The 24345-nt window shown below is 64.0% G+C and carries 25 protein-coding genes; 15 read left to right on the top strand and 10 right to left on the bottom strand.

Annotated features, from left to right (window positions below; genetic code table 11):
• Positions 1–51: 51 nt before the first annotated feature.
• The 6 genes from ACP5E6_RS09135 to mscL all read left to right on the top strand — a co-directional run bounded on the left by ACP5E6_RS09135 (position 52) and on the right by mscL (position 4635).
• A complete protein-coding gene (locus tag ACP5E6_RS09135; RefSeq protein WP_427953923.1) occupies positions 52–447 on the top strand; it encodes a VOC family protein in 396 nt (131 codons plus the stop codon).
• Positions 444–1481 (top strand): tRNA preQ1(34) S-adenosylmethionine ribosyltransferase-isomerase QueA, encoded by a 1038-nt coding sequence (gene queA / locus ACP5E6_RS09130; protein ID WP_427953922.1) that lies wholly within the window; start codon positions 444–446, stop codon positions 1479–1481. The genes ACP5E6_RS09135 and queA overlap by 4 nt, the downstream gene beginning before the upstream one ends.
• The gene (tgt, locus tag ACP5E6_RS09125) at positions 1478–2596 is read left to right on the top strand and encodes a tRNA guanosine(34) transglycosylase Tgt (protein WP_427953921.1); all 1119 of its coding nucleotides are present in this window, start codon (positions 1478–1480) and stop codon (positions 2594–2596) included. Before queA ends, tgt begins: the two co-directional genes overlap by 4 nt.
• Positions 2589–3053, top strand: a complete 465-nt coding sequence (queF, locus tag ACP5E6_RS09120; protein WP_427953920.1) for a preQ(1) synthase — start codon at positions 2589–2591, stop codon at positions 3051–3053. The genes tgt and queF overlap by 8 nt, the downstream gene beginning before the upstream one ends.
• On the top strand, positions 3046–4080 hold the full coding sequence (gene queG / locus ACP5E6_RS09115) for a tRNA epoxyqueuosine(34) reductase QueG (protein ID WP_427953919.1): 1035 nt from the start codon (positions 3046–3048) through the stop codon (positions 4078–4080). Before queF ends, queG begins: the two co-directional genes overlap by 8 nt.
• A 96-nt stretch (positions 4081–4176) precedes the next feature.
• Positions 4177–4635, top strand: coding sequence for a large conductance mechanosensitive channel protein MscL (gene mscL, locus ACP5E6_RS09110; RefSeq protein WP_427953918.1), 459 nt, complete (start codon positions 4177–4179; stop codon positions 4633–4635).
• Between the two features lie 57 nt (positions 4636–4692).
• On the opposite strand, the gene ACP5E6_RS09105 is transcribed toward mscL, so the two are convergent.
• From ACP5E6_RS09105 to ACP5E6_RS09090, 4 genes are all read right to left on the bottom strand, one after another.
• Entirely contained in the window at positions 4693–6192 is a 1500-nt protein-coding gene (locus ACP5E6_RS09105) for an ATP-binding protein (RefSeq protein ID WP_427953917.1), read from the bottom strand.
• 9 nt (positions 6193–6201) lie between these two features.
• The gene (locus ACP5E6_RS09100) at positions 6202–6885 is read right to left on the bottom strand and encodes a response regulator transcription factor (protein ID WP_427953916.1); all 684 of its coding nucleotides are present in this window, start codon (positions 6883–6885) and stop codon (positions 6202–6204) included.
• Positions 6885–7937 carry a S1C family serine protease gene (locus tag ACP5E6_RS09095; RefSeq protein ID WP_427953915.1) on the bottom strand — a complete coding sequence of 351 codons (1053 nt, stop codon included), beginning with the start codon at positions 7935–7937 and terminating at the stop codon, positions 6885–6887. The genes ACP5E6_RS09100 and ACP5E6_RS09095 overlap by 1 nt, the downstream gene beginning before the upstream one ends.
• 137 nt (positions 7938–8074) lie before the next feature.
• Entirely contained in the window at positions 8075–9208 is a 1134-nt protein-coding gene (locus ACP5E6_RS09090; RefSeq protein ID WP_427953914.1) for a UDP-galactopyranose mutase, read from the bottom strand.
• A gap of 245 nt (positions 9209–9453) precedes the next feature.
• Between ACP5E6_RS09090 and ACP5E6_RS09085 the strand changes: the two genes are divergently transcribed.
• From ACP5E6_RS09085 to ptsP, 5 genes are read left to right on the top strand one after another with little or no spacing between them, the layout of a single operon-like run.
• The gene (locus tag ACP5E6_RS09085; protein WP_427953913.1) at positions 9454–9876 is read left to right on the top strand and encodes an HPr kinase/phosphorylase; all 423 of its coding nucleotides are present in this window, start codon (positions 9454–9456) and stop codon (positions 9874–9876) included.
• A complete protein-coding gene (gene rapZ, locus ACP5E6_RS09080; RefSeq protein ID WP_427953912.1) occupies positions 9873–10895 on the top strand; it encodes an RNase adapter RapZ in 1023 nt (340 codons plus the stop codon). The genes ACP5E6_RS09085 and rapZ overlap by 4 nt, the downstream gene beginning before the upstream one ends.
• On the top strand, positions 10892–11314 hold the full coding sequence (locus ACP5E6_RS09075) for a PTS sugar transporter subunit IIA (protein WP_427953911.1): 423 nt from the start codon (positions 10892–10894) through the stop codon (positions 11312–11314). Before rapZ ends, ACP5E6_RS09075 begins: the two co-directional genes overlap by 4 nt.
• Positions 11311–11610, top strand: coding sequence for an HPr family phosphocarrier protein (locus ACP5E6_RS09070; RefSeq protein ID WP_427953910.1), 300 nt, complete (start codon positions 11311–11313; stop codon positions 11608–11610). The genes ACP5E6_RS09075 and ACP5E6_RS09070 overlap by 4 nt, the downstream gene beginning before the upstream one ends.
• Positions 11611–11662: 52 nt before the next feature.
• Complete coding sequence (ptsP, locus tag ACP5E6_RS09065) at positions 11663–13444, top strand: phosphoenolpyruvate--protein phosphotransferase (RefSeq protein ID WP_427953909.1); 1782 nt, start codon at positions 11663–11665, stop codon at positions 13442–13444.
• A 2-nt stretch (positions 13445–13446) separates the two neighbouring features.
• Here ptsP and ACP5E6_RS09060 read toward each other — a convergent pair whose 3' ends face one another.
• Entirely contained in the window at positions 13447–14817 is a 1371-nt protein-coding gene (locus tag ACP5E6_RS09060) for a formimidoylglutamate deiminase (protein WP_427953908.1), read from the bottom strand.
• An 82-nt stretch (positions 14818–14899) separates the two neighbouring features.
• Between ACP5E6_RS09060 and hutI the strand changes: the two genes are divergently transcribed.
• Genes hutI through hutU form a run of 4 tightly spaced genes read left to right on the top strand, consistent with a single transcriptional unit; the run spans position 14900 to position 20141 of the window.
• Entirely contained in the window at positions 14900–16105 is a 1206-nt protein-coding gene (hutI, locus tag ACP5E6_RS09055; RefSeq protein WP_427953907.1) for an imidazolonepropionase, read from the top strand.
• Positions 16105–17640: a histidine ammonia-lyase gene (gene hutH, locus ACP5E6_RS09050; protein WP_427953924.1), complete on the top strand. Its 1536-nt coding sequence runs from the start codon at positions 16105–16107 to the stop codon at positions 17638–17640. The genes hutI and hutH overlap by 1 nt, the downstream gene beginning before the upstream one ends.
• Positions 17637–18461, top strand: coding sequence for an N-formylglutamate deformylase (gene hutG, locus ACP5E6_RS09045; RefSeq protein ID WP_427953906.1), 825 nt, complete (start codon positions 17637–17639; stop codon positions 18459–18461). The genes hutH and hutG overlap by 4 nt, the downstream gene beginning before the upstream one ends.
• Positions 18462–18473: 12 nt before the next feature.
• Positions 18474–20141, top strand: coding sequence for a urocanate hydratase (gene hutU / locus ACP5E6_RS09040; protein WP_427953905.1), 1668 nt, complete (start codon positions 18474–18476; stop codon positions 20139–20141).
• Here the strand turns inward: hutU and hutC are convergent.
• From hutC to ACP5E6_RS09015, 5 genes are all read right to left on the bottom strand, one after another.
• Positions 20134–20880 carry a histidine utilization repressor gene (gene hutC, locus ACP5E6_RS09035; protein WP_427953904.1) on the bottom strand — a complete coding sequence of 249 codons (747 nt, stop codon included), beginning with the start codon at positions 20878–20880 and terminating at the stop codon, positions 20134–20136. The two genes, hutU and hutC, sit on opposite strands and share 8 nt — an antisense overlap.
• Positions 20881–20909: 29 nt before the next feature.
• Positions 20910–21770 (bottom strand): glycosyltransferase family 2 protein, encoded by an 861-nt coding sequence (locus ACP5E6_RS09030; protein WP_427953903.1) that lies wholly within the window; start codon positions 21768–21770, stop codon positions 20910–20912.
• Between the two features lie 14 nt (positions 21771–21784).
• Positions 21785–23161 carry an aspartate ammonia-lyase gene (locus ACP5E6_RS09025; RefSeq protein WP_427953902.1) on the bottom strand — a complete coding sequence of 459 codons (1377 nt, stop codon included), beginning with the start codon at positions 23159–23161 and terminating at the stop codon, positions 21785–21787.
• A 34-nt stretch (positions 23162–23195) separates the two neighbouring features.
• Positions 23196–23825, bottom strand: coding sequence for a class I SAM-dependent methyltransferase (locus ACP5E6_RS09020; RefSeq protein ID WP_427953901.1), 630 nt, complete (start codon positions 23823–23825; stop codon positions 23196–23198).
• The coding region (locus tag ACP5E6_RS09015) for an RNA methyltransferase (RefSeq protein ID WP_427953900.1) at positions 23815–24345 on the bottom strand (531 nt) is incomplete at its 5' end. The genes ACP5E6_RS09015 and ACP5E6_RS09020, both read right to left, overlap by 11 nt.

The raw sequence follows: 24345 nt of genomic DNA, 5'->3' as shown, positions 1-24345 counted from the left end.
CGCAGCGCCTTCGGCTCTGCCGCGCGGCAACGACTTTTTCGCGGAATTGGTATGAAATTCACCATCGACCGGATCGATCACGTCGTGCTGACCTGCAGCGACATCGGCCTCACCGCCGACTGGTACGAGCGCGTGCTCGGCATGGAGCGCGAGGAATTCGGCGCTGACAAGCGGATCGCGCTGCGCTTCGGCGCGCAGAAGCTCAATCTGCATCAGGTCGGATCTGATGTCGGGCCGCAGGCGGCCAAGGCGCAGGCCAGCGCGCTCGACATCTGTTTCATCACCGCGCTCGGCATGGAGGATGTCGTGTCGCATCTGGCCGAGCAGGATGTCGCCGTGGTCGAAGGGCCGGCGCCGAAAATCGGCGCGCTGGGTGCCATGCGCTCAGTGTATTGCCGCGACCCGGATGGCAATCTGGTTGAGATTTCCAGCTATCTCGAAGGATGAACCTAGCGGATTTCGACTATGATCTGCCGCCCGACCGGATCGCGGCGACACCGGCGCGGCCACGCGATGCGGCGCGGTTGTTGCACGTGCGCACCGATGGCTTGGATGATCGCGGCATCACCGATCTGCCCGCGCTGCTGCAACCGGGCGACTGTTTGGTGGTCAACGACACAAGGGTGATCCCCGCCCAGTTGAGCGGGCGGCGGGGCGATGCGGTCATCGGTATCACGCTCGACCGGCCCATGGGGGATGGCACCTGGCGCGTGCTGCTGCGCAATGCGCGCCGGGCGCGCGTGGGTGAAACCATCGTGATCGACCATGGCAACGGGCTCGCGGCCCTCGTGGAAGCGCGCGCCGACGACGGTTCGGCGCTGCTGCGGTTCAATGAAACCGGCGATGCGTTCCGCGCCGCGCTCGATACCGCCGGCGCGCTCGCCCTGCCGCCCTATATTCCGCGAAATGACGGCATGAACCCGGCCGATCAGGCGGATTACCAGACGATGTTCGCAACCTCCGACGGTGCGGTGGCGGCGCCGACCGCCGGGCTGCACTTCACCCCTGCCCTGCTCGATGCCCTCGCGGCACGGGGTGTGACGATCGCGCGGGTCACGCTTCACGTGGGGGCGGGCACGTTTCTGCCGGTGCGGGTCGACGCGCTGGCGGCGCATCGGATGCATGCCGAGCGCGGGATCATCACCGCCGCGACCGCGAATGCCATCAATGCGGCGCGCGCGGCCGGCGGGCGCATCGTCGCGGTCGGCACCACCAGCCTGCGCGTGCTCGAAACCGCCGCCGATGCCACGGGATCGATCCAGCCCTTCGCGGGCGAGACCGATCTGTTCATCCTGCCGGGCTACCGGTTTCGCGCGGTCGATCGGCTGATGACCAATTTCCATCTGCCGCGCTCGACCCTGTTGATGCTGGTCTCCGCCTTTGCCGGAGTCGAGCGGATCAGAGCCGCCTATCGTCACGCCATCGCACAGGGCTACCGGTTCTATTCCTACGGCGATGCCTGTCTGTTGGATCTGGCATGAGCGGCTTTCAGTTTACCTTGCTCGCCCAGGATGGCGGTGCCCGGCGCGGCACCCTCACCACCGCCCACGGCACAGCGCAAACCCCGGCGTTCATGGCGGTCGGCACCGCCGGCACCGTCAAGGCGATGACGGCGGATCAGGTCCGGACGACCGGTTCACAGATCGTGCTCGGCAACACCTATCATCTGATGCTGCGGCCGGGCGCCGACCGGGTGGCGGCACTCGGCGGTCTGCACCGGATGATGGATTGGCCCGGCATCATTCTGACCGATTCCGGCGGGTACCAGGTGATGTCGCTCGCCAAGCTGCGTAAGCTCGATGAAATCGGCGTGACCTTCCGCTCGCATATCGATGGATCGTCGCATCATCTGACCCCGGAATCCTCCACCGCGATCCAGCACAAGCTCGACGCCACCATCACCATGGCGTTCGACGAATGCACACCCTTTCCTGCCACATACGAGGAAGCCGCCGCGTCGATGCGGCTTTCAATGCGCTGGGCGGCGCGCTCGCGAGCTGCCTTCGTGCCGCGTGAGGGTTATGGGCAGTTCGGCATCGTGCAGGGCGGCATCTACCCGGCTTTACGCGCGGAATCCGCCGCGGCGCTCACCGCGATCGGCTTCGAAGGCTACGCGATCGGCGGGCTTGCGGTCGGTGAAGGTCAGGCGGCGATGTTCGACACGCTGGAAACCACCACGCCGCATCTGCCGATCGATCAGCCGCGCTACCTGATGGGCGTCGGCACGCCGGATGATTTGCTTGGCGCGATTGCGCGGGGCGTCGATATGTTCGATTGCGTGATCCCGACCCGCGCCGGGCGCACCGGGCGCGCCTATACCGCGCGCGGCGTGTTCAACCTGCGCAATGCCCGCTTTGCGGATGACGCGTCACCGCTCGATCCCGGTTGCGCCTGCACCCTGTGCACGCGCCATTCTGCCGCCTATCTGCACCATCTGTTCCGCTGCGAGGAAATGCTCGGCCCGATGCTGCTGACCGGGCATAATCTGACCTATTATCAGGCGCTGATGCGCGGCGCGCGTGATGCCATCGAACAGGGGCGCTTCGCCGCTTATGCCGCAGCTGCGCGGGACGGATGGAGACAAGGCGATGACTGACGAACGCTATGCCGGGTTGCACCAGCTCGGCCACTACACCAAGGCACCCGAAAATCCGGAGCAGGCCGAGTTGGAGCGGGTCGCCGCACCGGCGCCGGGCCTTGCCTATGTGATCCGCTTCACCTGCCCCGAGTTCACCTCGCTCTGTCCGATGACGGGGCAGCCGGATTTCGCGCATATCGTGCTCGATTATATTCCGGACGAGTGGATCGTGGAGAGCAAATCGCTGAAACTCTTCCTCGCCTCGTTCCGTAATCACGGCGCGTTCCACGAGGCCTGCACCATGATGATCGCGGAACGGCTGATCGATCTGCTCGCACCGCGCTGGCTGCGGATCGGCGCGTATTGGTACCCGCGCGGCGGCATACCGATCGATGTGTTCTGGCAGACCGGCGCGCCACCGGCGGGCGTGTTTCTGCCGGACCAGGGTGTCGCCCCCTATCGCGGCCGTGGCTGACGCCGAAACGCTGAAAGCCGCGATCATCGCGCGGGCGACCGCGCTGGGTTTCGATGCGATCGGCTTCACCAAGGCAAGTTTGAGCGCGCAGGACCGGATGCGGTTGCAGGATTATATCACCGCCGGGCATCACGGCACGATGGGGTGGATGGCCGCTCGCAGCCGGGAGCGCGGCGATCCCGCGAGCCTCTGGCCGGCCGCGGTCAGCGTGATCGCGCTCGGCCTGTCCTATGCGCAAAAGGGCGATCCGCTGGCGACGATCGGGCAGCCGGATCGGGGTAATATTTCGGTCTATGCGCGCAACCGGGATTATCACGCCATCATCAAGGGCAAGCTCAAGCATTTGGCGCAACTCATCGCCCGATCGGGCGATGTCAAAGTCTTCGTCGATACCGCGCCGGTGATGGAAAAACCGCTGGCACAGGCGGCCGGGCTGGGCTGGCAGGGCAAGCACACCAACCTCGTCTCGCGCACCCATGGCTCGTGGCTGTTGCTCGGCGAGATCATGACCACGCTCGACCTGCCCGCCGATCAGCCCCACGCCGATCGCTGCGGTTCCTGCACGAAATGCCAGACCGCCTGCCCGACCGATGCGTTTCCCGCCCCCTACCGGCTCGATGCGCGGCGCTGCATCTCCTACCTGACGATCGAGCATGACGGCCCGATCCCGACGGCGTTTCGTCACGCCATCGGCAACCGGATCTATGGCTGCGACGATTGCCTCGCGGTCTGCCCCTGGAATAAATTCGCGGCGGCCGGACAGGAGCAGAAACTGGCGGCGCGGGACGATCTCATTGCCCCTGCCCTGGCCGATCTCGCTGACCTCGATGATGCCGGATTTCGCGCCAGATTTGCCGGTGGCCCGGTCAAGCGGATTGGCCGCAACCGCTTTGTCCGCAACGTTGCGATTGCGATCGGCAATTCCGGCGATCCAACCTTGCTCGACGCCGCGCGCCATCTCGCGGCCGATGATGACCCGGTGGTCGCGGAGGCCGGGGATTGGGCGATGAACCGGCTACAAAATTAAACAAACGCCGGTTTTCCTGTCGACAATCACGGTGTTCTGTGGCTGGAATCTCACGAACAGATGAATTAGAGCGAATTTTTTAGAGAGGAGATTTCGATGTCCCAGACATTCCGGCCCAAGGCCCCCGGTTGGGTCGACGAGTTCAAGACGTTCCTGCTGCGTGGCAATGTAGTCGATCTGGCGGTCGCTGTGGTCGTCGGTGCGGCGTTTACCGGCATTGTCTCAAGTCTGGTTGCCAACATCATCAACCCGATTATTGGGCTCCTCACCGGCGGGGTCGATTTTTCAAATCATTTCATCACGTTGAAAGGTACCGTCGCGCCAACCCTCGCGGAAGCCAAAAAAGCCGGCGACGTGACGCTGAACTACGGCCTGTTCATCAATGCGATCATCAACTTCGTCATCGTCGCGTTTGCTATTTTCTGGATGGTTCGGCTGATCCAGAAGCTTTATCGCGCCCCGCCACCGCCGGCTGCGGTCGAACCGCCGCCGACACCGTCGGAAACCCTGCTCACCGAAATTCGCGATCTGCTGAAAGCCAGACCGCTGACGTGATCGCGGCCATGGTCTGATCCGCGAGGAGCGGCGCAGACGCATCACATTCGGCGACGGTCATTCGGGCGCTGAGGGGGTGGTCTCGTTTTTGCGCATGGTCTGGGCCCAGAGTTTGATCCGCGTCGTCGCGTCCGGATTCAGGGCGCGACGGGGCAGCACCAGGACCGCCCGCAAGCCGGGCCGATTATCATCGAGGCGGAGAACCCCGCCGTGGAGTTGCGCGATGGCGGCGACCAGCGCCAGTCCGAGGCCGGTGCCTGGAGTCGAGCGGGCCGCCTCGCCGCGATAGAATCGTTCGGTCGCGCGCGGCCGGTCGGCCGCGGGAATGCCCGGGCCCTGATCGGCGATATGGATTTCGATGCTGGTCGCGTCCATCCGTGCCGACATCGAGACGTGATGATCGGGCGGCGAGAATTTGATGGCGTTTTCGAGCAGGTTGGCGATGGCCTGTTGCAGCATGTCCCGATCACCCACCATCGGCAGATCCTTCGGCCATGCGGTGTCGAGCCGTATATGCCGCTCTTCCGCGACGGCCTCGAAAAACTCTGCCAGATCCTCGAGCACCGGCGTCAGGTTGATCTCGGCGAATGCCGATCGACGCGCACCGGCTTCGATTTCGGCAATGCGGAGCAGTGCCTGGAAGACTTTAACGACGCCGTCGAGCTCGCTGGTGGCCCGTTCGACCGCGCCACGCAATTCATCCTCGCTGCGGGCGTGTGACGCGGCATCCTCGAGACGAGCACGGGCGCGGGTAATCGGGGTGCGCAGGTCATGGGCGATTGCGTTCGACACTTCGCGCACCCCGTCCATCAGTTTGGTGATCCGATCGAGCATATCGTTGATCGTCTCGGCCAGTTCATCGAATTCGTCGCCCTGGCCGGACCGGCGCACCCGCTGGGTCAGATCGCCGCGGGCGATGGCACGGGTGGTGGCCGAGATATCGGCGAGTGAACGCTTGAACAAGCCACGAATGATCAGCGCCCCCAGCGCGCCCAGCAGCAGCATGGCGGCCAGCGCCCAGATCAGACCATCACGCAGGACCCGGCGCAATTGCGACCTGGTGCTGACATCGCGCCCGACCAGCAACTGAAATCCTCCGGGCAATTCATAATAGCGCATCAGCGCGTGCGACCGCTTGCCCGCGCGCTCAACCGGCACCTGATACCAGACGTTTGGCGCATCGATCCCGGTCGGCCAGCGACTCATATTTCCCGCGATCCGGTTGCCGAGCGGATCGACCAGAAGATAGATCGCGTTTTCGTTGATGTCCTCGTTGATCCGGCTATCCAGCGTCAGCACCAGCGCGGGCAGACCACCGGTTTTGAAATGCGAGGCGAGGCCGCGCGCATCGCTCCGGATCGCCTCATGGGTCTGCCGATCGAGCAGACCGATGGTCGAGTAGCGCAACGAGGCCGCGAGCACGATGGTCGAGACGCCGAAAACCAGCGCGTAGAGAATGGCAAAGCGCACCCCTGCCGAGCGCAGCAGCCGTCGCCGTTTCGGCGGTTTCGCGCCTAGCGGCTTGGCTTCGGTCGTCGCTGGCGTACTCGCGCTCACCCGCTGGGTTCAGGGTTCCTCGACCCTGAGCATGTAACCGGCGTTGCGCACGGTGTGGAGCAGCGGCGCGTCGAACGGCTTGTCGATTTTTTGGCGGAGGCGGGAGATGTGCACATCGATCACATTGGTCTGCGGATCGAAATGATAATCCCACACGCCTTCGAGCAGCATGGTGCGCGTGACCACCTGACCGGCGTGACGCATCAGATATTCGAGCAGGCGAAACTCGCGGGGCTGTAGATCGACTTTATGGCCGGCCCGCTTCACCCCACGGGACAGCAGATCCATCTCCAGATCGCCAACCAGCAATCGTGTGGTCGGCCCTTCGCCTTTGCCGCGGCGCGACATCGCCTCGACCCGCGCGAGCAGCTCGGCAAAGGCGAAGGGCTTGGTCAGGTAATCATCGCCGCCGGCTTTCAGCCCTTTCACCCGATCATCGACCTGGCCGAGTGCCGAGAGAAACATCACCGGCGTGGCATTGTCCTGCGCGCGCAGGGTTTCCAGCAGGCGCAGCCCGTCGATCCCGCCCGGCAGCATGCGATCGAGAATGATCGCGTCGAAATTTTCCGACGCGGCCATGAATAACCCGTCTCGCCCGTTGTCGGCGTGTTCGACGGTATGCCCCGCTTCACGCAGGCCTTTCACGACGAATCCGGCAACGTCCTTGTCGTCTTCCACAATGAGTATCCGCATCAGTCACTCCCTAATTCCGCCGGCCTGCGGCCGACCGTTACTGAAAGGTCGAACAATCGACCGTCTCGTTCCATGCGCAAATGCTCGTCCGTGCCTGGCGGCACCGAGGCAATGGCGCGGATCAGCGCGCTCGCATCGTTCACTGGCAGATGGTTGATCGCGAGTACGATGTCACCGGGTTGTAATCCGGCGCGACCGGCCGGCCCATCGGAATCGACCCGCGTCAAGCGCACGCCGGGCTCGCCAGCGGGCAGGTCGCTGACCGAGACACCAAGCCAACCGCGTGGAATGCTGCCGTGTGCGATCAGCGCATCGACAATGCGACGCGCCATGTTTGAGGGAATGGCAAAACCGATGCCGACCGACCCGCCCGATGGCGAGACAATGGCGGTATTCACGCCGATCACATGGCCCTTCATATCGAACGAAGGGCCACCGGAATTGCCCGGATTGATCGGGGCGTCGAGTTGCAGAAAATGATCGAACGGACCATCGCCGATCTGTCGGCCGCGCGCTGAGATGATGCCGGCGGTGAAGGATGTTCCAAGATCGAATGGGTTACCCGCGGCTAGAATCCAGTCGCCCACCGCCATATGGGCGGAATTGCCCCAGGTGGCGAAGGGCAGCGACCGGCCGGCGGCAACCTGGATGATGGCGAGATCGGTCAATTGATCGGCGCCGATCACGCGTGCGGGGAGGCGTTCGCCATTGTCCAGCGTGACGATGATCCGCTCGGCATCCCCCACCACGTGGTTGTTGGTCACGATGATCCCGGCACTGGTGATGATGAAACCCGAACCGGCGGCCTTGCTGAACTCGGAGGGGCTGGTATCGGTCTGGCTCTGCATATTGGGCTGGCCAGGGATCGGCAATTTCGGCGGAGAGGGTCGATCCGGCCCGTTGAACTGCGTCACCGAGACGCCGACGATGGACGGTGCGACGCGGCGGACCAGCGGCGCAAAGCTCGACGGCATTGCCGAGGCAGCACGGAGCCGCAGTACCCAAGGTACGACGGCGAGACCAGCGATGACCGCACGGCGCTGAGCCGGCATTCGCGATTCCTATGGTTGATCCTGCCGAAGACATGACAGTCTGCCCTGAGTGACGCAAGATTCCGCTAGTCGGCTTTGCCTGAGCGTTACGGCGACGTTACGAGCTTGGCATGTTCGGCAAGACGTGACCTCGAAGGTCAGGAACGGGAAGCGAGCCACCGCCGGGCCGACGCCAGCGACTGATTGATCACTTGATCCATATCGAGATATTGATAGGTGCCGCAGCGGCCGATGAATGCGAGTTTGGATGATAATTCATCGGAAAGTTTCTGATATTTGGCGTATATGCCCTGGAACCGGTTATCGGCGGTCTTGACCGGATAATAGCGCTCACGGTTGTTGTCGCGATAATCGCAGGGCTCTTCGGCGGTGATCGTGCGGCGGCCGGTTTCGGTCACGATATGGTGTGGCAGGCAATCCCAGCGGGTTTCCCGGGTGAGGTTGCCCGTGTCGGTATAATTGGTGACACTCCAATCCTGTGGCGGCGCGTCGGTGATGGTGCGGGTGTGGAAGCGGATCGACCGGTAGGGCAATTCGCCCTCCGCATAGTCGAAATACGCATCGATCGGCATCGCATTGAAACAGAAGGAATAATCCCCCAGCATCGAATGGTCGAAGCCCGTTTGCAGTGTGACCGAGATGCCGGGATGATCGAACAGACGCGCGAAAACCGCCGTATAGCCCTCGCGTGGCATCATTTGGAGTTCGTCATCGGCGAAATAGGTGTCGGTGCGATCGGTGCGTAGCGGAATACGCTTGACCACGGACGACGCCATGTCCTCAAGGTCGAATTGCCACATCTTTTTGGTGTAGGGACGGAAGAACAAATCGGTCAGTTCGCGGCCGATCTGGGCGTAAAGATATTCTGCGGCATTGGCCGGTGCGGGATTGGGCACCGCCACGCGGGCCAGATGGGTCGCAACCTGCTCGGCCGTGGTGTAGGCGGTGCCGAAGACCAGATTGACCGTATCAAGATTAATCGGCAACGGGGCAAGATCACCGGAGGGCAGCAGTGCGCGCACCTTGTGCGTGTAGTCGACGAAATCACCAAAACCCCGCAACCACGCGGCGACCTGCCGGTTTTTGGTGTGGAACAGATGCGGGCCGTAGGCATGGACCCGGATGCCATTGGCATCGACATGATCATAAGCGTTGCCGCCGATGTGGGGCCTCACATCGATCACATCGATATGATAGCCCGCCTCCGCGAGCAATCGGGCATGGACCGCACCGGAGAAGCCGGCACCCACGATCAGAACCGGCTTCGTCATTCTCACTCCTACCGCTCAACCTGAGACACACGCGTTGATATGACCAAGGCGCGCCATTGCGCGCAAGACGTCGCGTCCTGCGGCAATATCGAGGAGTAATCACAATCTGAGATAGCAGACCATAATTATGTTGCGCACCATTGTTACAAATCCCTGGAATATCTTACAAAATCATAAAGATTCGGACTTGCTCCGGCTAGCTACCCCTTTTGTTTCCGCCTGAAACTTGCCACAATCACGCTACGATGTCTTTTCACGGTTCCTGCGCTGCGCTTGGCGATGATGCGGTTGTGCTGCTCGGTCCGCCGGGTTCGGGCAAGTCGGATCTGTTGCTGCAACTGCTCGATCGTGGATTTTCCCTGGTTGGTGACGACCAACTGATTGTCGAACACGGCAGGGTCCGCTCGGCGACATCCGTGGCCGGGCTGCTCGAGATCCGGGGCGTGGGCATTTTCGAGATGCCCTATCGTGATAACGCAAGGTTGCGTCTCGTGGTCATGCTGGAGGGGGTGGCGGACCGGCTGCCAATGCCACAGTATGATGCAACATTGGGCGTGCCCTCGATCATGGTCGATCCTCGGACTGTCGCGGCGGCGATCAAGATATCCTGGGCCCTCGATGCGGTGTGTGGCCGAAAAACCCAATATTGCGGTGCCTTTGCGGCATGAACGTACCGACTCCAAGGCTGGTCGTCGTCAGCGGCCTCTCCGGAGCCGGCAAGAATTCGATCCTGCGAGCGCTCGAGGATCTTGGTTACGAGGCGGTCGATAATCCACCGCTGCGGGTGGTTGAAACGCTGATCGGGGCGGCCAAGCCCCTCGCCGTGGGGTTGGACGCAAGGACCCGGGATTTTTCCGCCGCCGAGATCATCGAAACCCTGGCGCGGGTCCGGCAGACAACCGGCGTGCAAGCCGAGCTGATTTTCGCGATCGCATCGAGCGACGCGTTGCAGCGCCGGTTCACCGAGACGAGGCGACGTCATCCGTTGGCGCTGCAAGGCACCGTGAGTGAAGGCATCGCGACCGAACAGAATCTCACCCGTCCGCTACGCGATGCGGCGGATTGGGTGGTCGATACGTCTGAACTGCCGCTGGCCGCCCTGCGCCAGATGATCGAGCGGCGGTTCGCCGTCCCTGCCCCCGGTCTGGCCAATCCGAGCCTCGCGATCACGCTGGTTTCGTTCGCTTTTCCCGCCGGTATCCCTCGCGAGGCCGATCTCGTGTTCGACGCGCGGTTCCTGCGCAACCCGCATTACATACCCGACCTGCGTCCGCAGACCGGGCTCGATGCGCCGGTTCGTGCCTATATCGAGGCGGACCCCGATTATGCCGAGTTCCGCGAACGACTCGTCGGTCTCGTGGCGTTTTTGCTGCCCCGATTTGTCCGCGAGGGTAAAAAATATGCGATGATCGCAATCGGCTGCACCGGCGGGCGGCATCGCTCGGTGACGATGATCGAAATGCTCGCCGGCGTTCTGCGGTCGCAGAAATGGGTGGTGCAGGTGGATCATAGCGCCATTCGTGCAGAACAACGGGGTGCCGATGAGCAACGATTTGAGCCCGCGCCGGACCAGGCGGGTTCGACCGGCCCGACCGGCCCGGTTCAGCGACCAGCCTCGCCGGCAACGACCGGTCCCGGAAAATCGGGTGATATTCGGAGATTTTTTATGAGTGGAGCGTTCCCATGATCGGGCTCGTCCTGGTTAGCCATGGTAATCTGGGCGTCGCGCTGCGCGAGGCGATGGAGCATGTCGTCGGCCCGCAGCGCAACGTCGCGACCGTTTCGGTCGAGGCGGATGCCGATATCGAGACACAGAGACAGGAGATTGCCGCGCGGGTCGAGGAAGTCGATACGGGCGATGGCGTGGTGGTGTTGACCGACATGTTCGGCGGCACACCATGCAACCTCTCGATGTCGATGCTGAACCGGCCCAATGTTGAAGTGATCGCCGGGGTCAACCTGCCGATGCTGGTGAAACTCGCCAAAATCCGCGGCACCCACAGCCTGACCGAAGCCGTACATGTCGCCGAGGCCGCCGGGCGGAAATATATCGCCTGCGGTTCGGAGGTCGTGCACAATATCTCTCCGCGCCGCGCGTGCGGATGAGCGACGAGGGCGAGCCGTCCTCGACGCGGCTGGTACAACAGGCCGTCATCCGCAACACGCGTGGCCTGCATGCGCGCGCCGCCGCCAAGCTGGTCACCCTGGCCGAGAAATTCAGCGCATCGGTCGAGATCTCAAGAGATGGGCAATCGGTCTCCGCGCAGTCGATCATGGGATTGATGATGCTCGGCGCCGGACAGGGTTCGGTGATCGAGATCGCCGCCGACGGGTGGGATGCCAAGGAGGCGCTGGCCGCCGTGGCCCAATTGATCGACGCCGGATTCTACGAAACTGGCTGAGTAGCATCGATCATTATTTTGCAATGATCGCCGGCTTCGGTATTGAGACGTCATGAGTAATCCACCCGCGCGGCCGCGAACACGCCGTCAGTCCCGGCTTTCGGGTACGCCGATCGTTGCCGGAATTGGCATCGGGCCCGTCACATTCGCCGATGAGCCCGCTCTTGCGGTGGCACGGCAGAAAATCGCGGCAACCGATATTGCCAGCGAACTGCACCAATTCGAGGCGGCCGCCGCCCAGTCGCGCCGGCAACTCAGCAAGCTGAGCGCCCGTCTGGCCGGATTGCCGGAGACCGCACAGGCCGAAATTTCGCCCCTGATCGACGCGCATATCCATATGCTCGGCAATTCTCGCTTGATGCGCGCGATCCGCGCCGCAATCGCCGAGCGGCTGATTTCAGCAACAACCGCCGTGATCGACGTGACCGAGGATCACGCCCAGGCGGTTCAGGGGGCGCGGCGCAGCACCGATGATGGCGCTGCGACACGGCAGGCCGATGAAATCCGCGACATCGGCCGACGCCTTTTGCGCAACCTGACCCGCCTGCCGTTCCGCAGCTTCGCCGATCTGCCGCACGGCGGCGTGCTTGTGGTCGAACGCCTGCGACCGGCCGATGCCGCATTGATCAACCCGGCACAATTCGCCGGCATCGCCACCGAAGAGGGCTCGGCCGACGATCATACCGCTGTCATGCTGCGCGCGATCGGCGTTCCCGCGCTCCTGGGTGTCGCGGGGCTGATGGCAACCGCCCGGCAGAATGCCATCGTGATCCTGGACGGTGAGGCCGGAACGCTGATCATCAACCCGAGTCCGGCCAGTCTCGATGAGGCGGCACGGCTGCGCATGGCCTTCGCGCGCGCGCAACACAGCCTGGCGCGATTGCGGCGGCTGGCTTCGGAGACGATCGACCACGTGACGATCGAGTTACAGGCCAATCTGGAGCTACCGTTCGAACTGCCGATGGTCGCGCAATCGGGTGCTACCGGCATCGGCCTGATGCGTACCGAATTTTTGTTCATGAACCAGGATACGATCCCCGACGAGGATCGCCAGTTCGCCACCTATCGCGAGGCGGTGCTGGCGATGGACGGCGACCCGGTGACGATCCGGCTGCTCGACTGGGGCGGCGACAAGCAGTCGGATGGTTCAGGTGCCGAGTTGATCCCCAGCAGCCATGAAGCGAATCCGGCGCTCGGTCTGCGCGGCGTGCGGTTATTGCTGCAATATCCCGTCTTGCTCGATCATCAATTGGCCGCCATTCTGCGCGCCGCAGCGTTCGGGCCGGTGCGGATCATGATTCCGATGGTGAGTTGCCTCACCGAACTGATCGAGGTGCGGGCCGCCATGAACCGGGTGTGGCGCCGGCTGGAGTCGGCACAGGTGCGGCTGCCGCGTGAGGCACCGCCGCTCGGCGTGATGATCGAAACCCCGGCAGCCGCGCTCAACGCAGCCATATTGGCGCGCGAGGCGGCATTTTTCGCAATCGGCACCAATGACCTGACGATGTACACGCTCGCGGTTGATCGCGCGGTGGCCAGCACCCACGCGCTGTACGATCCGCTCGACCCCGCGGTGCTGCGCCTGATCGCGATGACGATCGCGGCGGCGCGCGTGGCCGGAATTCCGGTTTCCCTGTGCGGCGAATTGGCCAGCCGCACCAGCACCGTGCCGCTGCTGATCGGCCTCGGGTTGCGGCAGCTTTCGATGCATGGCGGGGCGGTGTTGCGAATCAAACGCCAGGTTCGCGCCACCGACTCCCGGTTGTGCGTCAACCTGGCGGAGGCCGCTCTGGCTGCAAGCGGCGCCGCCGCGGTTCACGCCTTGCTCGCATAATCTCAACCCGGCAGATCATCGACCAACCGTCGTAACACGGCGCGGAACCGTGACGCCACACTCGCCTGCGCCCGGTGGCGACCTTTCTCCACCATGAGCCTGCCCCCGCCATAAACCCGATCGATCAGCCGCGTGCCGCCGACGAAAATAAAGTGATCGAGCCAGCGCGCCGGCGGCAGCGCCGCCAGATCGGTCCCAATATGATCGAGCACCACGATATCGGCGCGCTGGCCCGGTGCAAGCGCGCCGATCGGCTGGGCGGTTGCCTGGGCGCCGCCGGCGAGGGCGCCGCGCAGCAAGGTTTCTCCAGCGGAGCCATGCGGGCTGAGCACCATCCGGCGCTGATCGCGTAGGCGCTGGGACGTATCGAACTGGCGGAGTTCCTCGGCAGCATCGATCCGGATCAGCGAATCGCTGCCGATGCCGAACCGCCCGCCGGCCTGTAGAAATGCGGGTCCGGCGAAAATGCCATCGCCCAGATCGGCCTCGGTTAATGGACACAGTCCGGCAACCGCGCCGCTGGCGGCGAGGCGGCTGGTTTCGTCCGGCGTCATGTGCGTCGCATGGATCAGGCACCAGCGCCGATCGATGCCGGCATGGTCGAGCAGCCAGGCGACCGGCGTGGCGCCGAGTGCCGTGATGCAGTCATCGACCTCGATCCGCTGTTCGGCGGCATGGATGTGGATCGGCCCGGTCGGGACCATGCGTCCGATCGTTTCGATATCCGCCGGTCGTGCCGCGCGCAGCGAGTGGGGGGCGACGCCGAGCACGGCGTTCGGCATGGCGGCGCGCAGGATATTTGCCGTGTCATCGTGCAACCTTAGGAACGCATCGATATCGTTGATGAAGCGCCGTTGCCCCGGTTCGGCGGCACGACCGATGCCGCCGGCGCTGTACAGACAGGGCAGCAGGGTGAGCCCGATGCCCGTGTGCTGCGCGGCAGCAATGATCCGTTCGGCCAGTTCGGCCCGCGCCGCGTAGGGCGCGCCGGTCGGGTCGTGATGCACGTAGTGGAATTCACCGACCGTGGTGAACCCCGCTTGCAGCATTTCGACATAGGCCATCGCGGTCACAGCTTCGATCGCATCGGGGTCGAGCGCATTGACCACCTGGTACATCACGTGCCGCCATGACCAGAAATCCTCGCCCGGCCGGTTGCCGCGCTCGGCGAGGCCGGCCATCGCGCGCTGAAACCCGTGGCTGTGCAGATTGGCGAGGCCTGGCATCGCAATGCCGGGTACGATGTCGCAATCGCCCTGCCCTGCCCCGGTGGCGACTGCGGTGATGATGCCGGCCTGATCGATCGTGAGGGCGACATCCTTCTGCCAGCCCTCCGCCAGCCAGGCCCAGGCGAACCACAAACTCCGTGCCATCGTTTTGCTCCACAATCAGGCTTGAACCGAAATCCGAACCAGTTGTATATACAACTTGTTCGATCTTGTCAGGAGCAAAGTTTTGCACTGCGACCGCCTCTGGACCCACGCCAATATCGCGACGTGCCCGGCCGAAGCAGCGGGGCTGGGCGTCATTCACGACGGCGCGATTGCGGCGATGAACGGTCGGATCGTCTGGTGCGGGGCGCGCGCGGCGATGCGCGATCTCACCGCGGCGGAAACCATCGATTGCGGTGGCCGCTGGATCACACCGGGCTTGATCGATTGCCATACCCATCTGGTTTTCGCGGGCGACCGCTCCGATGAATTCGCCCGCCGCCTCGCCGGTGAATCCTATGCCGATATCGCGCGCGCGGGCGGCGGCATCCTTGCCAGCATGCGCGCGACCCGTGCGGCTGACCCGGCCGCGCTGTACCAGTCCGCCCTGCACCGGCTTGCGGCCTGGGAGGCGGAGGGTGTCACGACAATCGAGATCAAATCCGGCTATGGTCTCGATATCGACACTGAATTATCCGCGCTGCGAACCGCCCGCGCGCTGGGTGCGACCGGACGGATGCGGGTGGCGGCCACCTATCTCGGTGCGCATGCGATGCCGCCGGATCGGGCACGGGCGGATTATCTCGATCTGGTCTGCGATCACATGATCCCCCTGATTGCGCGTGAGGATCTGGCCGATGCGGTCGATGGATTTTGTGAATCCATCGCCTTCACGCCGGGCGAGATCGAGCGGGTCTTCATCGCCGCCAAGGCCCATGGGTTGGTGGTGAAACTGCACGCGGATCAACTCACCGAGGGCGGCGGTGCGGCGCTGGCCGCGCGCTACGGCGCGATCTCGGCGGATCATCTGGAATACGCATCGGAATCGGGCATCGCGGCGATGGCGGCGCGCGGCACCGTGGCCGTGGTGCTGCCGGGTGCGTATTATGTGCTGCGCGAACCCACGGCGCCGCCGGTCGCCGCGATGCGCCGCGCGGGTTGTGCGATCGCGGTGGGAACCGATTGCAATCCCGGCACGTCGCCGATCATGTCGCTGCGCCTTTCGGCCCATATGGCCTGCGTCCTCTTCGGCCTGACCTTCGATGAGGCGTGGCGCGGCATCACCATCAACGCGGCCAGGGCGCTCGGGATCGCCAGCGACACCGGTTCGATCGTTGAAGGCAAATCCTGCGACCTTGCAATCTGGTCGGTCAACTCGCTGGCGGAGGTGCTGGCCTGGATCGGCCCGGCGCCGCTGTACCGCCGCATTCTGAAAGGCAATGACTTATGATGATACTGACGCCCGGCGCGATGCGCTACGCGGATTGGCGCGCGCTGTATGACGGGGCGGATTTCACGCTCGACCCTGCGTGCCGGGAAGGTGTTGCCGCGAGTGCCGCGGTGGTCGCTGGCATCGTTGACAAGAATGATGCTGTCTATGGCATCAACACCGGCTTCGGCTTGCTCGCCTCGACGCGGATCGACCGCGCCGATCTCGCGACCTTGCAGCGCAACCTGGTGCTCTCCCACGCCGCCGGTGTCGGCGATCCTTTGCCGGCGAAACTGGTTCGTCTGATCCTGATTTTGAAAATCGCCAGCCTGGCGCACGGCGCTTCCGGTATCCGGCCGTCGACGCTCGATGCCCTGTCAGCACTTGTCGCGCATGACATCATGCCAATCATTCCGGCGCAGGGATCGGTCGGCGCCTCCGGCGATCTGGCGCCGCTCGCGCATCTCACGTGCGGATTGTTAGGGATCGGCGATGTGCTGGTGGCGGGTATGCGCAAGCCGGCGGCACAGGCTCTGGCCGAGGCCGGGCTGGCACCGGTCACGCTCGGCCCTAAGGAAGGTCTCGCGCTGCTCAACGGCACGCAGGTCTCGACCGCGATCGCCATGGTCGCTCTGTTCGAGGCGGATGATCTGTGCCGCGCGGCGCTGATCACCGGCGCGCTGAGCACGGATGCGGCGCGCGGGTCCGACGCGCCCTTCGATGAGCGGATTCACAAATTGCGCGGCCACACCGGGCAAATCGCGGTTGCACGAGCGTTACGCAGTCTGATGGCGGCAAGCCCGATCCGCGAATCGCACCGGATCGGCGACCCGCGTGTGCAGGACCCATATTGCCTGCGCTGCCAGCCACAGGTGATGGGCGCGGTGTTCGATCTGCTCGCGCAGGTGAAGCGTACACTCACGATCGAAGCCAACGGCGTGTCCGACAACCCTCTGGTATTCACGGCCGAGAACGAAGTGATTTCGGGCGGCAATTTTCACGCCGAACCGGTGGCGTTCGCCGCCGATTTGTTAGCACTGGCGATCGCGGAAGCCGGCTCGATCGCGGAGCGTCGGATCGCCATGCTGGTCGACCCCGCCCATTCCGGCCTGCCGGCGTTTCTGACCCAGAAGCCGGGGTTGAATTCGGGCTATATGATCGCGCATGTCACCGCCGCCGCGCTGGTATCGGAAAACCGGATGCTCGCACATCCCGCCAGCGTCGATTCGATTCCAACCTCGGCAAATCAGGAAGATCATGTGTCGATGGCGACGCATGGCGCGCTGCGCAGCCTGCGGATGGCGGGTAACCTCGCCTCGGTCCTCGGCATCGAATATCTGGTCGCCTGTCAGGCGCTCGACTGTCTGGCACCGCTGCACACGAACGCGGCACTCGGGCGCGCGCATGGGCTGCTGCGCGCCACCGTGCCGATGCTCGGCGATGACCGATTACTGGCACCCGACATTGCCGCGGCGCGCGCCTTGGTTGTCGGGAATGAACTGACGCAAGTGGTCGACTGCGCCGATCTGCCTGAGCTGGAGCGCGATTTCGCATGAACGATCCCGCATTCCTGACGATCCGCCCCGGCAATGCGCGTTTGATCCTCAGCATCCCGCATGCGGGGATCGACATCCCGGCCGCACTGGCGGACCGCTACGTCTCGCGCTGGCAGGCGCAGGCGGATGCCGATTGGTGGTTGCCGCAGCTGTACGATTTTGTCGAAAGCCTCGATGTCACCATCATCCGTACCGCGATCTCGCGCAGCGTGATCGATGTCAATCGCGATCCGAGCGGGGTGTCGCTCTATCCCGGCATGGCGACCACCGGCCTGTGCCCGACCGAGGATTTCGATGGCAGGCCGCTGTACCATCCGGGCGCCGCGCCGGATGCGGCGGAGATCGCGCAACGGCGCGCGATCTGGTTCGCCCCCTATCATGCGGCCCTGCACCGCGAAATCACCCGTCTCCGCGCGATGCATGACGCCATCGTATTGTTCGATGCCCATTCAATCCGCTCCATCATCCCGCGCCTGTTCGATGGCGTGCTGCCGGTGTGCAATCTGGGCACGAACGACGGCGCCTCGGCATCACCCGACCTGCTGGCAGCGCTCGCCGCGCGCTGTGGCGCGAGCGGGTTCAGCCACATCACCAACGGGCGCTTCAAAGGTGGCTATATCACGCGGCATTACGGCAATCCCGCCGGTGGCATTCACGCCGTCCAACTCGAGCTTGCCTGTCGTGGCTATATCGACGAACCGACCGGCCCGATCACACCCGAGACCTGGCCGACCGCCTACGACGCCGCACGCGCCGCGCCGATCCGCGCGCTGCTGCGTAACCTGTTCGATGCCTGCCTTCATCACAATTTGTCATCCTAACGGAGTGCCGCCATGCCAACCCGCCTTGATAATGCCCGCGTGATCCGCGCGCCGCACGGCACCGCGCTGAGTGCTAAATCCTGGCTGACCGAAGCGCCGCTGCGCATGCTGATGAACAATCTCGACCCCGATGTCGCCGAGCGGCCGGAGGAGTTGATCGTCTATGGCGGCATCGGCCGGGCCGCGCGCGACTGGGAAAGCTACGACCGAATTCTGGCGTCGCTGCGCAATCTCGAATCAAACCAGACCTTGTTAGTGCAGTCAGGCAAGCCGGTTGGCGTGTTCGAAACCCATGCCGATGCGCCGCGCGTGCTGATCGCCAATTCCAACCTGGTGCCGCACTGGGCGAATTGGGAGCATTTCAACGAACTCGATCGCAAGGGGCTGATGATGTACGGCCAGATGACGGCGGGATCGTGGATCTACATCGGCTCGCAGGGCATCGTGCAGGGCACCTATGAAACCTTCGTCGAAGCCGGGCGGCAGCATTACAACGGCGATCTTGCGGGGCGGTGGATTCTGACCGGCGGGCTCGGCGGCATGGGCGGCGCGCAGCCTTTGGCCGCGACCATGGCGGGCGCTTCGATGCTGGCGGTGGAATGCTCCGCCTCGCGCATCGATATGCGGCTACGCACCCGCTACCTCGATGCCCAGGCCAAAACGCTCGACGAAGCGATGGCGATGCTGGAGCACGCACGCATCAGCGGCAAACCGATCTCGATCGGGCTGCTCGGCAACGCCGCCGAGATTTTCCCTGAAATTCTGGCGCGCGGCATTCGCCCGGACATGGTGACGGATCAAACCTCGGCGCATGATCCGGTCAACGGCTACCTGCCGGCGGGCTGGAGCCTCGGCGAGTGGGAGGATCGGCGCGTGAGCGATCCGGCCGGCGTCACCGCCGCCGCCAAACGCTCGATGGCGGATCAGGTGCGCGCCATGCTGGGGTTCTGGCGCCTGGGGATTCCGGTGCTCGACTATGGCAACAACATCCGCGCGATGGCGAAAGATGTCGGTGTGACCGACGCGTTCGACTTTCCCGGTTTCGTGCCGGCCTATATCCGCCCGCTGTTCTGCCGCGGCATCGGCCCGTTTCGCTGGGCCGCACTGTCGGGCAATCCCGAGGATATCTACCGCACCGATGCCAAGGTGAAGGAACTGATCCCCGACAATCCGCATCTGCATCACTGGCTCGATCTGGCGCGCGAGCGCATCGCGTTCCAGGGCCTGCCCGCCAGAATCTGCTGGGTGGGGCTGGGAGATCGGCATCGGCTCGGTCTCGCGTTCAACGAGATGGTCGCCTCGGGCGAATTGTCCGCACCGGTGGTGATCGGGCGGGATCATCTCGATTCCGGCTCGGTCGCCAGCCCCAATCGCGAAACCGAAGCGATGCGCGATGGATCGGACGCCGTCTCAGACTGGCCTTTGCTGAACGCGCTGCTGAACTGCGCCTCCGGTGCCACCTGGGTGTCGCTGCATCATGGTGGCGGTGTCGGCATGGGGTATTCGCAGCACGCCGGCATGGTGATCGTGGCTGACGGCACCGCTGCCGCCGCGCAGCGAATCGCCCGCGTGCTGTGGAACGACCCGGCCACCGGCGTGATGCGCCATGCCGATGCCGGCTACGACAGCGCGATCGATTGCGCGCGCCGCCACGGACTCGATCTGCCGTTTCTCAACTGACGGGCGGATGGTTCGACCGGCTGCCAAGGCTGTAGCGGGTGCCGGGGTAGATGAACTCACTCTGCGTCGCGGGGATGCCGTTGCTCCAGGTTCGGCGCAGCAGCACCAGGCAGGCGGCATCCTCGGCTTCGCCGAGTGCGAGCAAAGCGCGAACCGCAGCAGGCGGTGTTACCGCGAAAGCGGTGTGTTCAATTTCGGTGGCAGGGCCGAGGCGCATCAGATAACGCGCTGTGGTTTCACGCTCCAGATCAGCCTGCAAATAATCAGGGGCGAAGCGAGGCGAGATGAAACGATCCTCCCATTGCACCGGCAGATCGTCCTCGAAATGCAGCACGGTGGAGTGGAAAATCCTCGCACCCGGACGGAGTTGAAACCCCAGCGCCTGCGCCGGCGTCGCCCGCACCGCATCCTGCGCCAGCAATTGCATGCGATGGCGATGGCCGCGCGCGGTGATGTCTTCCGCAATGTCATGGATCCGCAAAAACTCCTGGCGCGGCCTTCGTTCAGCGGCAAACGTGCCGACACCCTGGATGCGCGAAACAATCCCCTCCGCCGATAATTCGCGCAGCGCACGATGCACCGTCATGCGCGAGACACCAAAGGAGGCGGTCAGTTCATGTTCCGAGGGCAGTCGCGCGCCGCTGTTCCAATCGCCAGCGGCGACGCGGGCAGCGATGTCGCGCTTGACCCGCTCGTAGAGCGGCAGCCGGCGCGCGGGCGGATCGGGTGTTACGGCCATCGCGGCATTGATAACAGGAAATCGACCGATCAAAAAATCGCGCGGAACCGGTCTGGAATCCGCCAAAGCTGCTCGCTGCGCAGGCCCAGATCGATCCGGTACGAACAACTCTCACGGCCGGCGCGGCTGGCGATCACCGCGTCCATCAGCATGCGCACCGCAGGTGTCGCGGCTTCGGCCGGAATGTCGCTCAGCCGTTGGACGGCGCCAAAACCATCCTGCTGCTCGCGCCATGCCACATCGGAGAGGCGTTGATGCGCCGCCTGCTCGGGATGCGACCACGGCTGCGCGCGGGAGCGTTGCAGCCGGCGGAAGCCGATGTCGCGATCGAAATGACGCAGATGAAACAGGTAGAGATCGTCGAACACAATTGGCTGTGCCATGCAGTGAAACCCCGGGGACCAGTCGAGCGGGCCACTGGTTAATGCCGGTTTGCACATCGCAGCACTGAACCAGACGTGGCCGCGCTGCGCCAGCACCGGTTCGTCACGGCAAAGCGGCGCCTCCCGATCGGCCACATGCTGCACCTGCAGGCCGATCGCGGTAATCAATTCATGCCGCGCCTGAGCGGCATAGGCGGCGAGGTCAGGCGCGCGGTGCGGGTCGCAAACCACGAATTCGTCACTATCGACATGGAGCACATAGCGGTATCGCTTCAGCAACTCCCGCGCCGATTGCCGGATCAGCGCGAGATGATGATTGTCATCCTGCGCCGAGCGCGGCAGGCGGATCACGTGGGCGCCGCCCGTCAGTCGTTCAGAGCCGTCGTTGCTGCCGTGATCGAGGAGGTAGCAATTGTCGATCCCGACCTGGCGGGCATAATGATCGCGCCAGAGCGGCAGATAATCCGGTTCGTTGTAGAATTTGCAAAGAACCGCGAGTGGCTTCACACCGTCGACCCTTGCTATCGCAACGTCTCGCCGACCAGGTTCCGCGCATCGAGGATGGCGCCGAGATCGGCGTCGGGCATCGCCTCCGCGGCCAGTTCCCGCACGGTGCGTCCGCTGGCGAGCGCCTGCTTGGCCAGCGCGGTGGCGCGTTCATACCCGATATAGGGGACCAAAGCGGTGATCGTCGCGGTGCTGGCTTCGAGATGCCTCAGACAATTTGCCGGATTGGCCTGAATACCATCGACGCAGAGGGTCGCGAACACCCCGACCGCGTTGCGGATCAGTTTCATTGCATTGAGCGTATTATGCGCGATCAGCGGTTCGAATGCGTTCAACTGCAACTGCCCGGCCTCGGCCGCCATCGTGATGGCGACATCGTGGCCCACCACCTGATAACAAACCAGCGAGATCATTTCCGGGATCACCGGATTGACCTTGCCCGGCATGATCGAGGAGCCCGGTTGCAGCGCGGGCAGGCTGATCTCACCGAAACCACCGCGCGGGCCGGAGGAGAGCAGACGCAGATCGTTGGCGATTTTGGAGAGTTTGGTCGCAATTCGTTTGAGCACGGCGGAAAACATGACAAACGCCCCCATGTCCCAGCTGGCTTCGAGCAAATTCGACGATTGCACGAAAGCGATGCCGCTGAGATGCGAGAGCGACGAAATCGCGAAGGGACCATAAGCCGGATCGGCATTGATCCGGGTGCCGATCGCGGTGCCGCCGAGATTGATTTCCGTAAGCAGCTTCGCCGCCTCGTCGAGCCGCAGAACATCCTCGCGGATCGTGCTGGCAAACGCGCCGAACTCCTGACCCAGTGTCATCGGCACCGCGTCCTGCATCTCGGTGCGGCCCAGTTTGACCACCTCGGCGAATTCAACGGCTTTGCGCTCAAACGAGGTCGCCAGCTGATCGAGCCGGGAGCTCAGCGCGTCCTTGCCAAGCAATACCGCAAGCCGGACCGCCGTGGGGTAGGTATCGTTGGTCGATTGCGACATATTGACGTGATCGTTCGGGTGGACCCGGAAATCGCCGCGCACGCCACCGAGCAGTTCCGAGGCCCGGTTGGCCAGCACCTCGTTCATGTTCATGTTGGTCGAGGTTCCTGCCCCGCCCTGGATGACATCGACCGGAAACTGGTCGTGCCATTTTCCATCGATGATTTCGCGGGCGGCCTTGTCGATCGCTTCGGCAATCGCGGGATCGAGCTTGCCGAGGCGGGCGTTGGCGCGGGCGGCCGCGGTTTTCACCATGGCGAAGGCGACCAGCAGATGGTGGTGCTGGCCGATGGTCTGTTCTGAAATCGGAAAATTGCGCAAGGCGCGGGCGGTCGAGGCCCCCCAATAGACATCGTCCGGTACTTCGATCGGGCCGAGACTGTCATGGTCCATTCTTGGCATCGTGTTTCCCCGTTGGTGGTGTTGTTCAGCCTGTCCCGGTTCGTTGCAGATGGGCATAGGTAAAGCGCTGCGCGGTGCCGCCGGGCGTGTGATGGGTATGGGCGCGTTCCGCGCGCAGGGTGAAGTCCGGCGCCAGCAGTTCTGCTATTCGGTTTGCGTCGTAACGTACCACCGGCAAGCCGCTGCAACGTTCCGGCCCGTCCAGCGCAAAGGTTGCGATAATCACATGTCCGTGGGGCATCACGGCGCTTCGCAGGGTGGCGAGATAGGCCGCGCGGTCCTGCGCTTCGGTCAGGAAATGGAACACCGCGCGATCATGCCAGAGCGCATAGTGCCGGTCCGCTCGCCAGGTGGTGATATCAGCCTGGATCAGCGCGACGGTCGCGGGCAGGGTATGGGCGGCTTCATCGAGTGCCGTTTGGGCGATGTCGAGAATCGAAAGATCACGATGGCCGCTTGTGTGCAATGACGCGGTCAGGCGCGAGGCGCCACCGCCGATATCAATGATCGGGGCGTCCGTTGAAAGCCCGCAGCTTTCGATGAGGTCCAGCGAGGGGACGGGTTCGGCTTCGAACCAACTCACCCGGTCGGGTGGATTGCGCGTGTAGGCGGCGTTCCAATGGGCGGCCCGATCGCTCGTGGCATCACTCGGCATGGTCGGTCTCCGGTGGTGGTTGATGGCGGCTATGGGCGAGTTCGGTGATCACGCCGTGCAGGGTGCGCAATTCCTGTTCGGTCACTTCGCCGCGCTGAAAAAAATGCCGCAGGTTGCGCACCATGCCGGGTCGTTTCGGCGCGTTGCGCAAAAAGCCCGAGGCATCGCATTCGGCGATCAGATGGGTGAGAAAATTCTCCAGCTCGCCCTTGGTCGCGACATGGGTTTTATGGGTAATCATGTCGCGCGCGGGGGTTTCGTCGCGCGCCATCCACCATTCATGCGCCATCACCATTACCGCCTGGGCGAGGTTGAGCGACATGAAATCCGGGTTGAGCGGATAGCGGATCAGGCTGTCGGCATGGGCGATGTCGTCATTGTCGAGCCCGGCGCGCTCGGGGCCGAACAACAATCCCATCCGCAGGCCACGATTGCCGATCTCGCGCAGCTCGGCGGCAGCCCCGCGCGCGGTGAGCAGCGGCTTGACGATATGGCGCGGCCGCGGGCAGGTCGCGAACAC

Source organism: Acidiphilium sp., from assembly GCF_049977125.1.
Taxonomy (GTDB): Bacteria; Pseudomonadota; Alphaproteobacteria; order Acetobacterales; family Acetobacteraceae; genus Acidiphilium.
The sequence above is the reverse complement of the archived record's forward strand: the minus strand, read 5'-3'. Positions and strand labels throughout refer to the sequence as shown.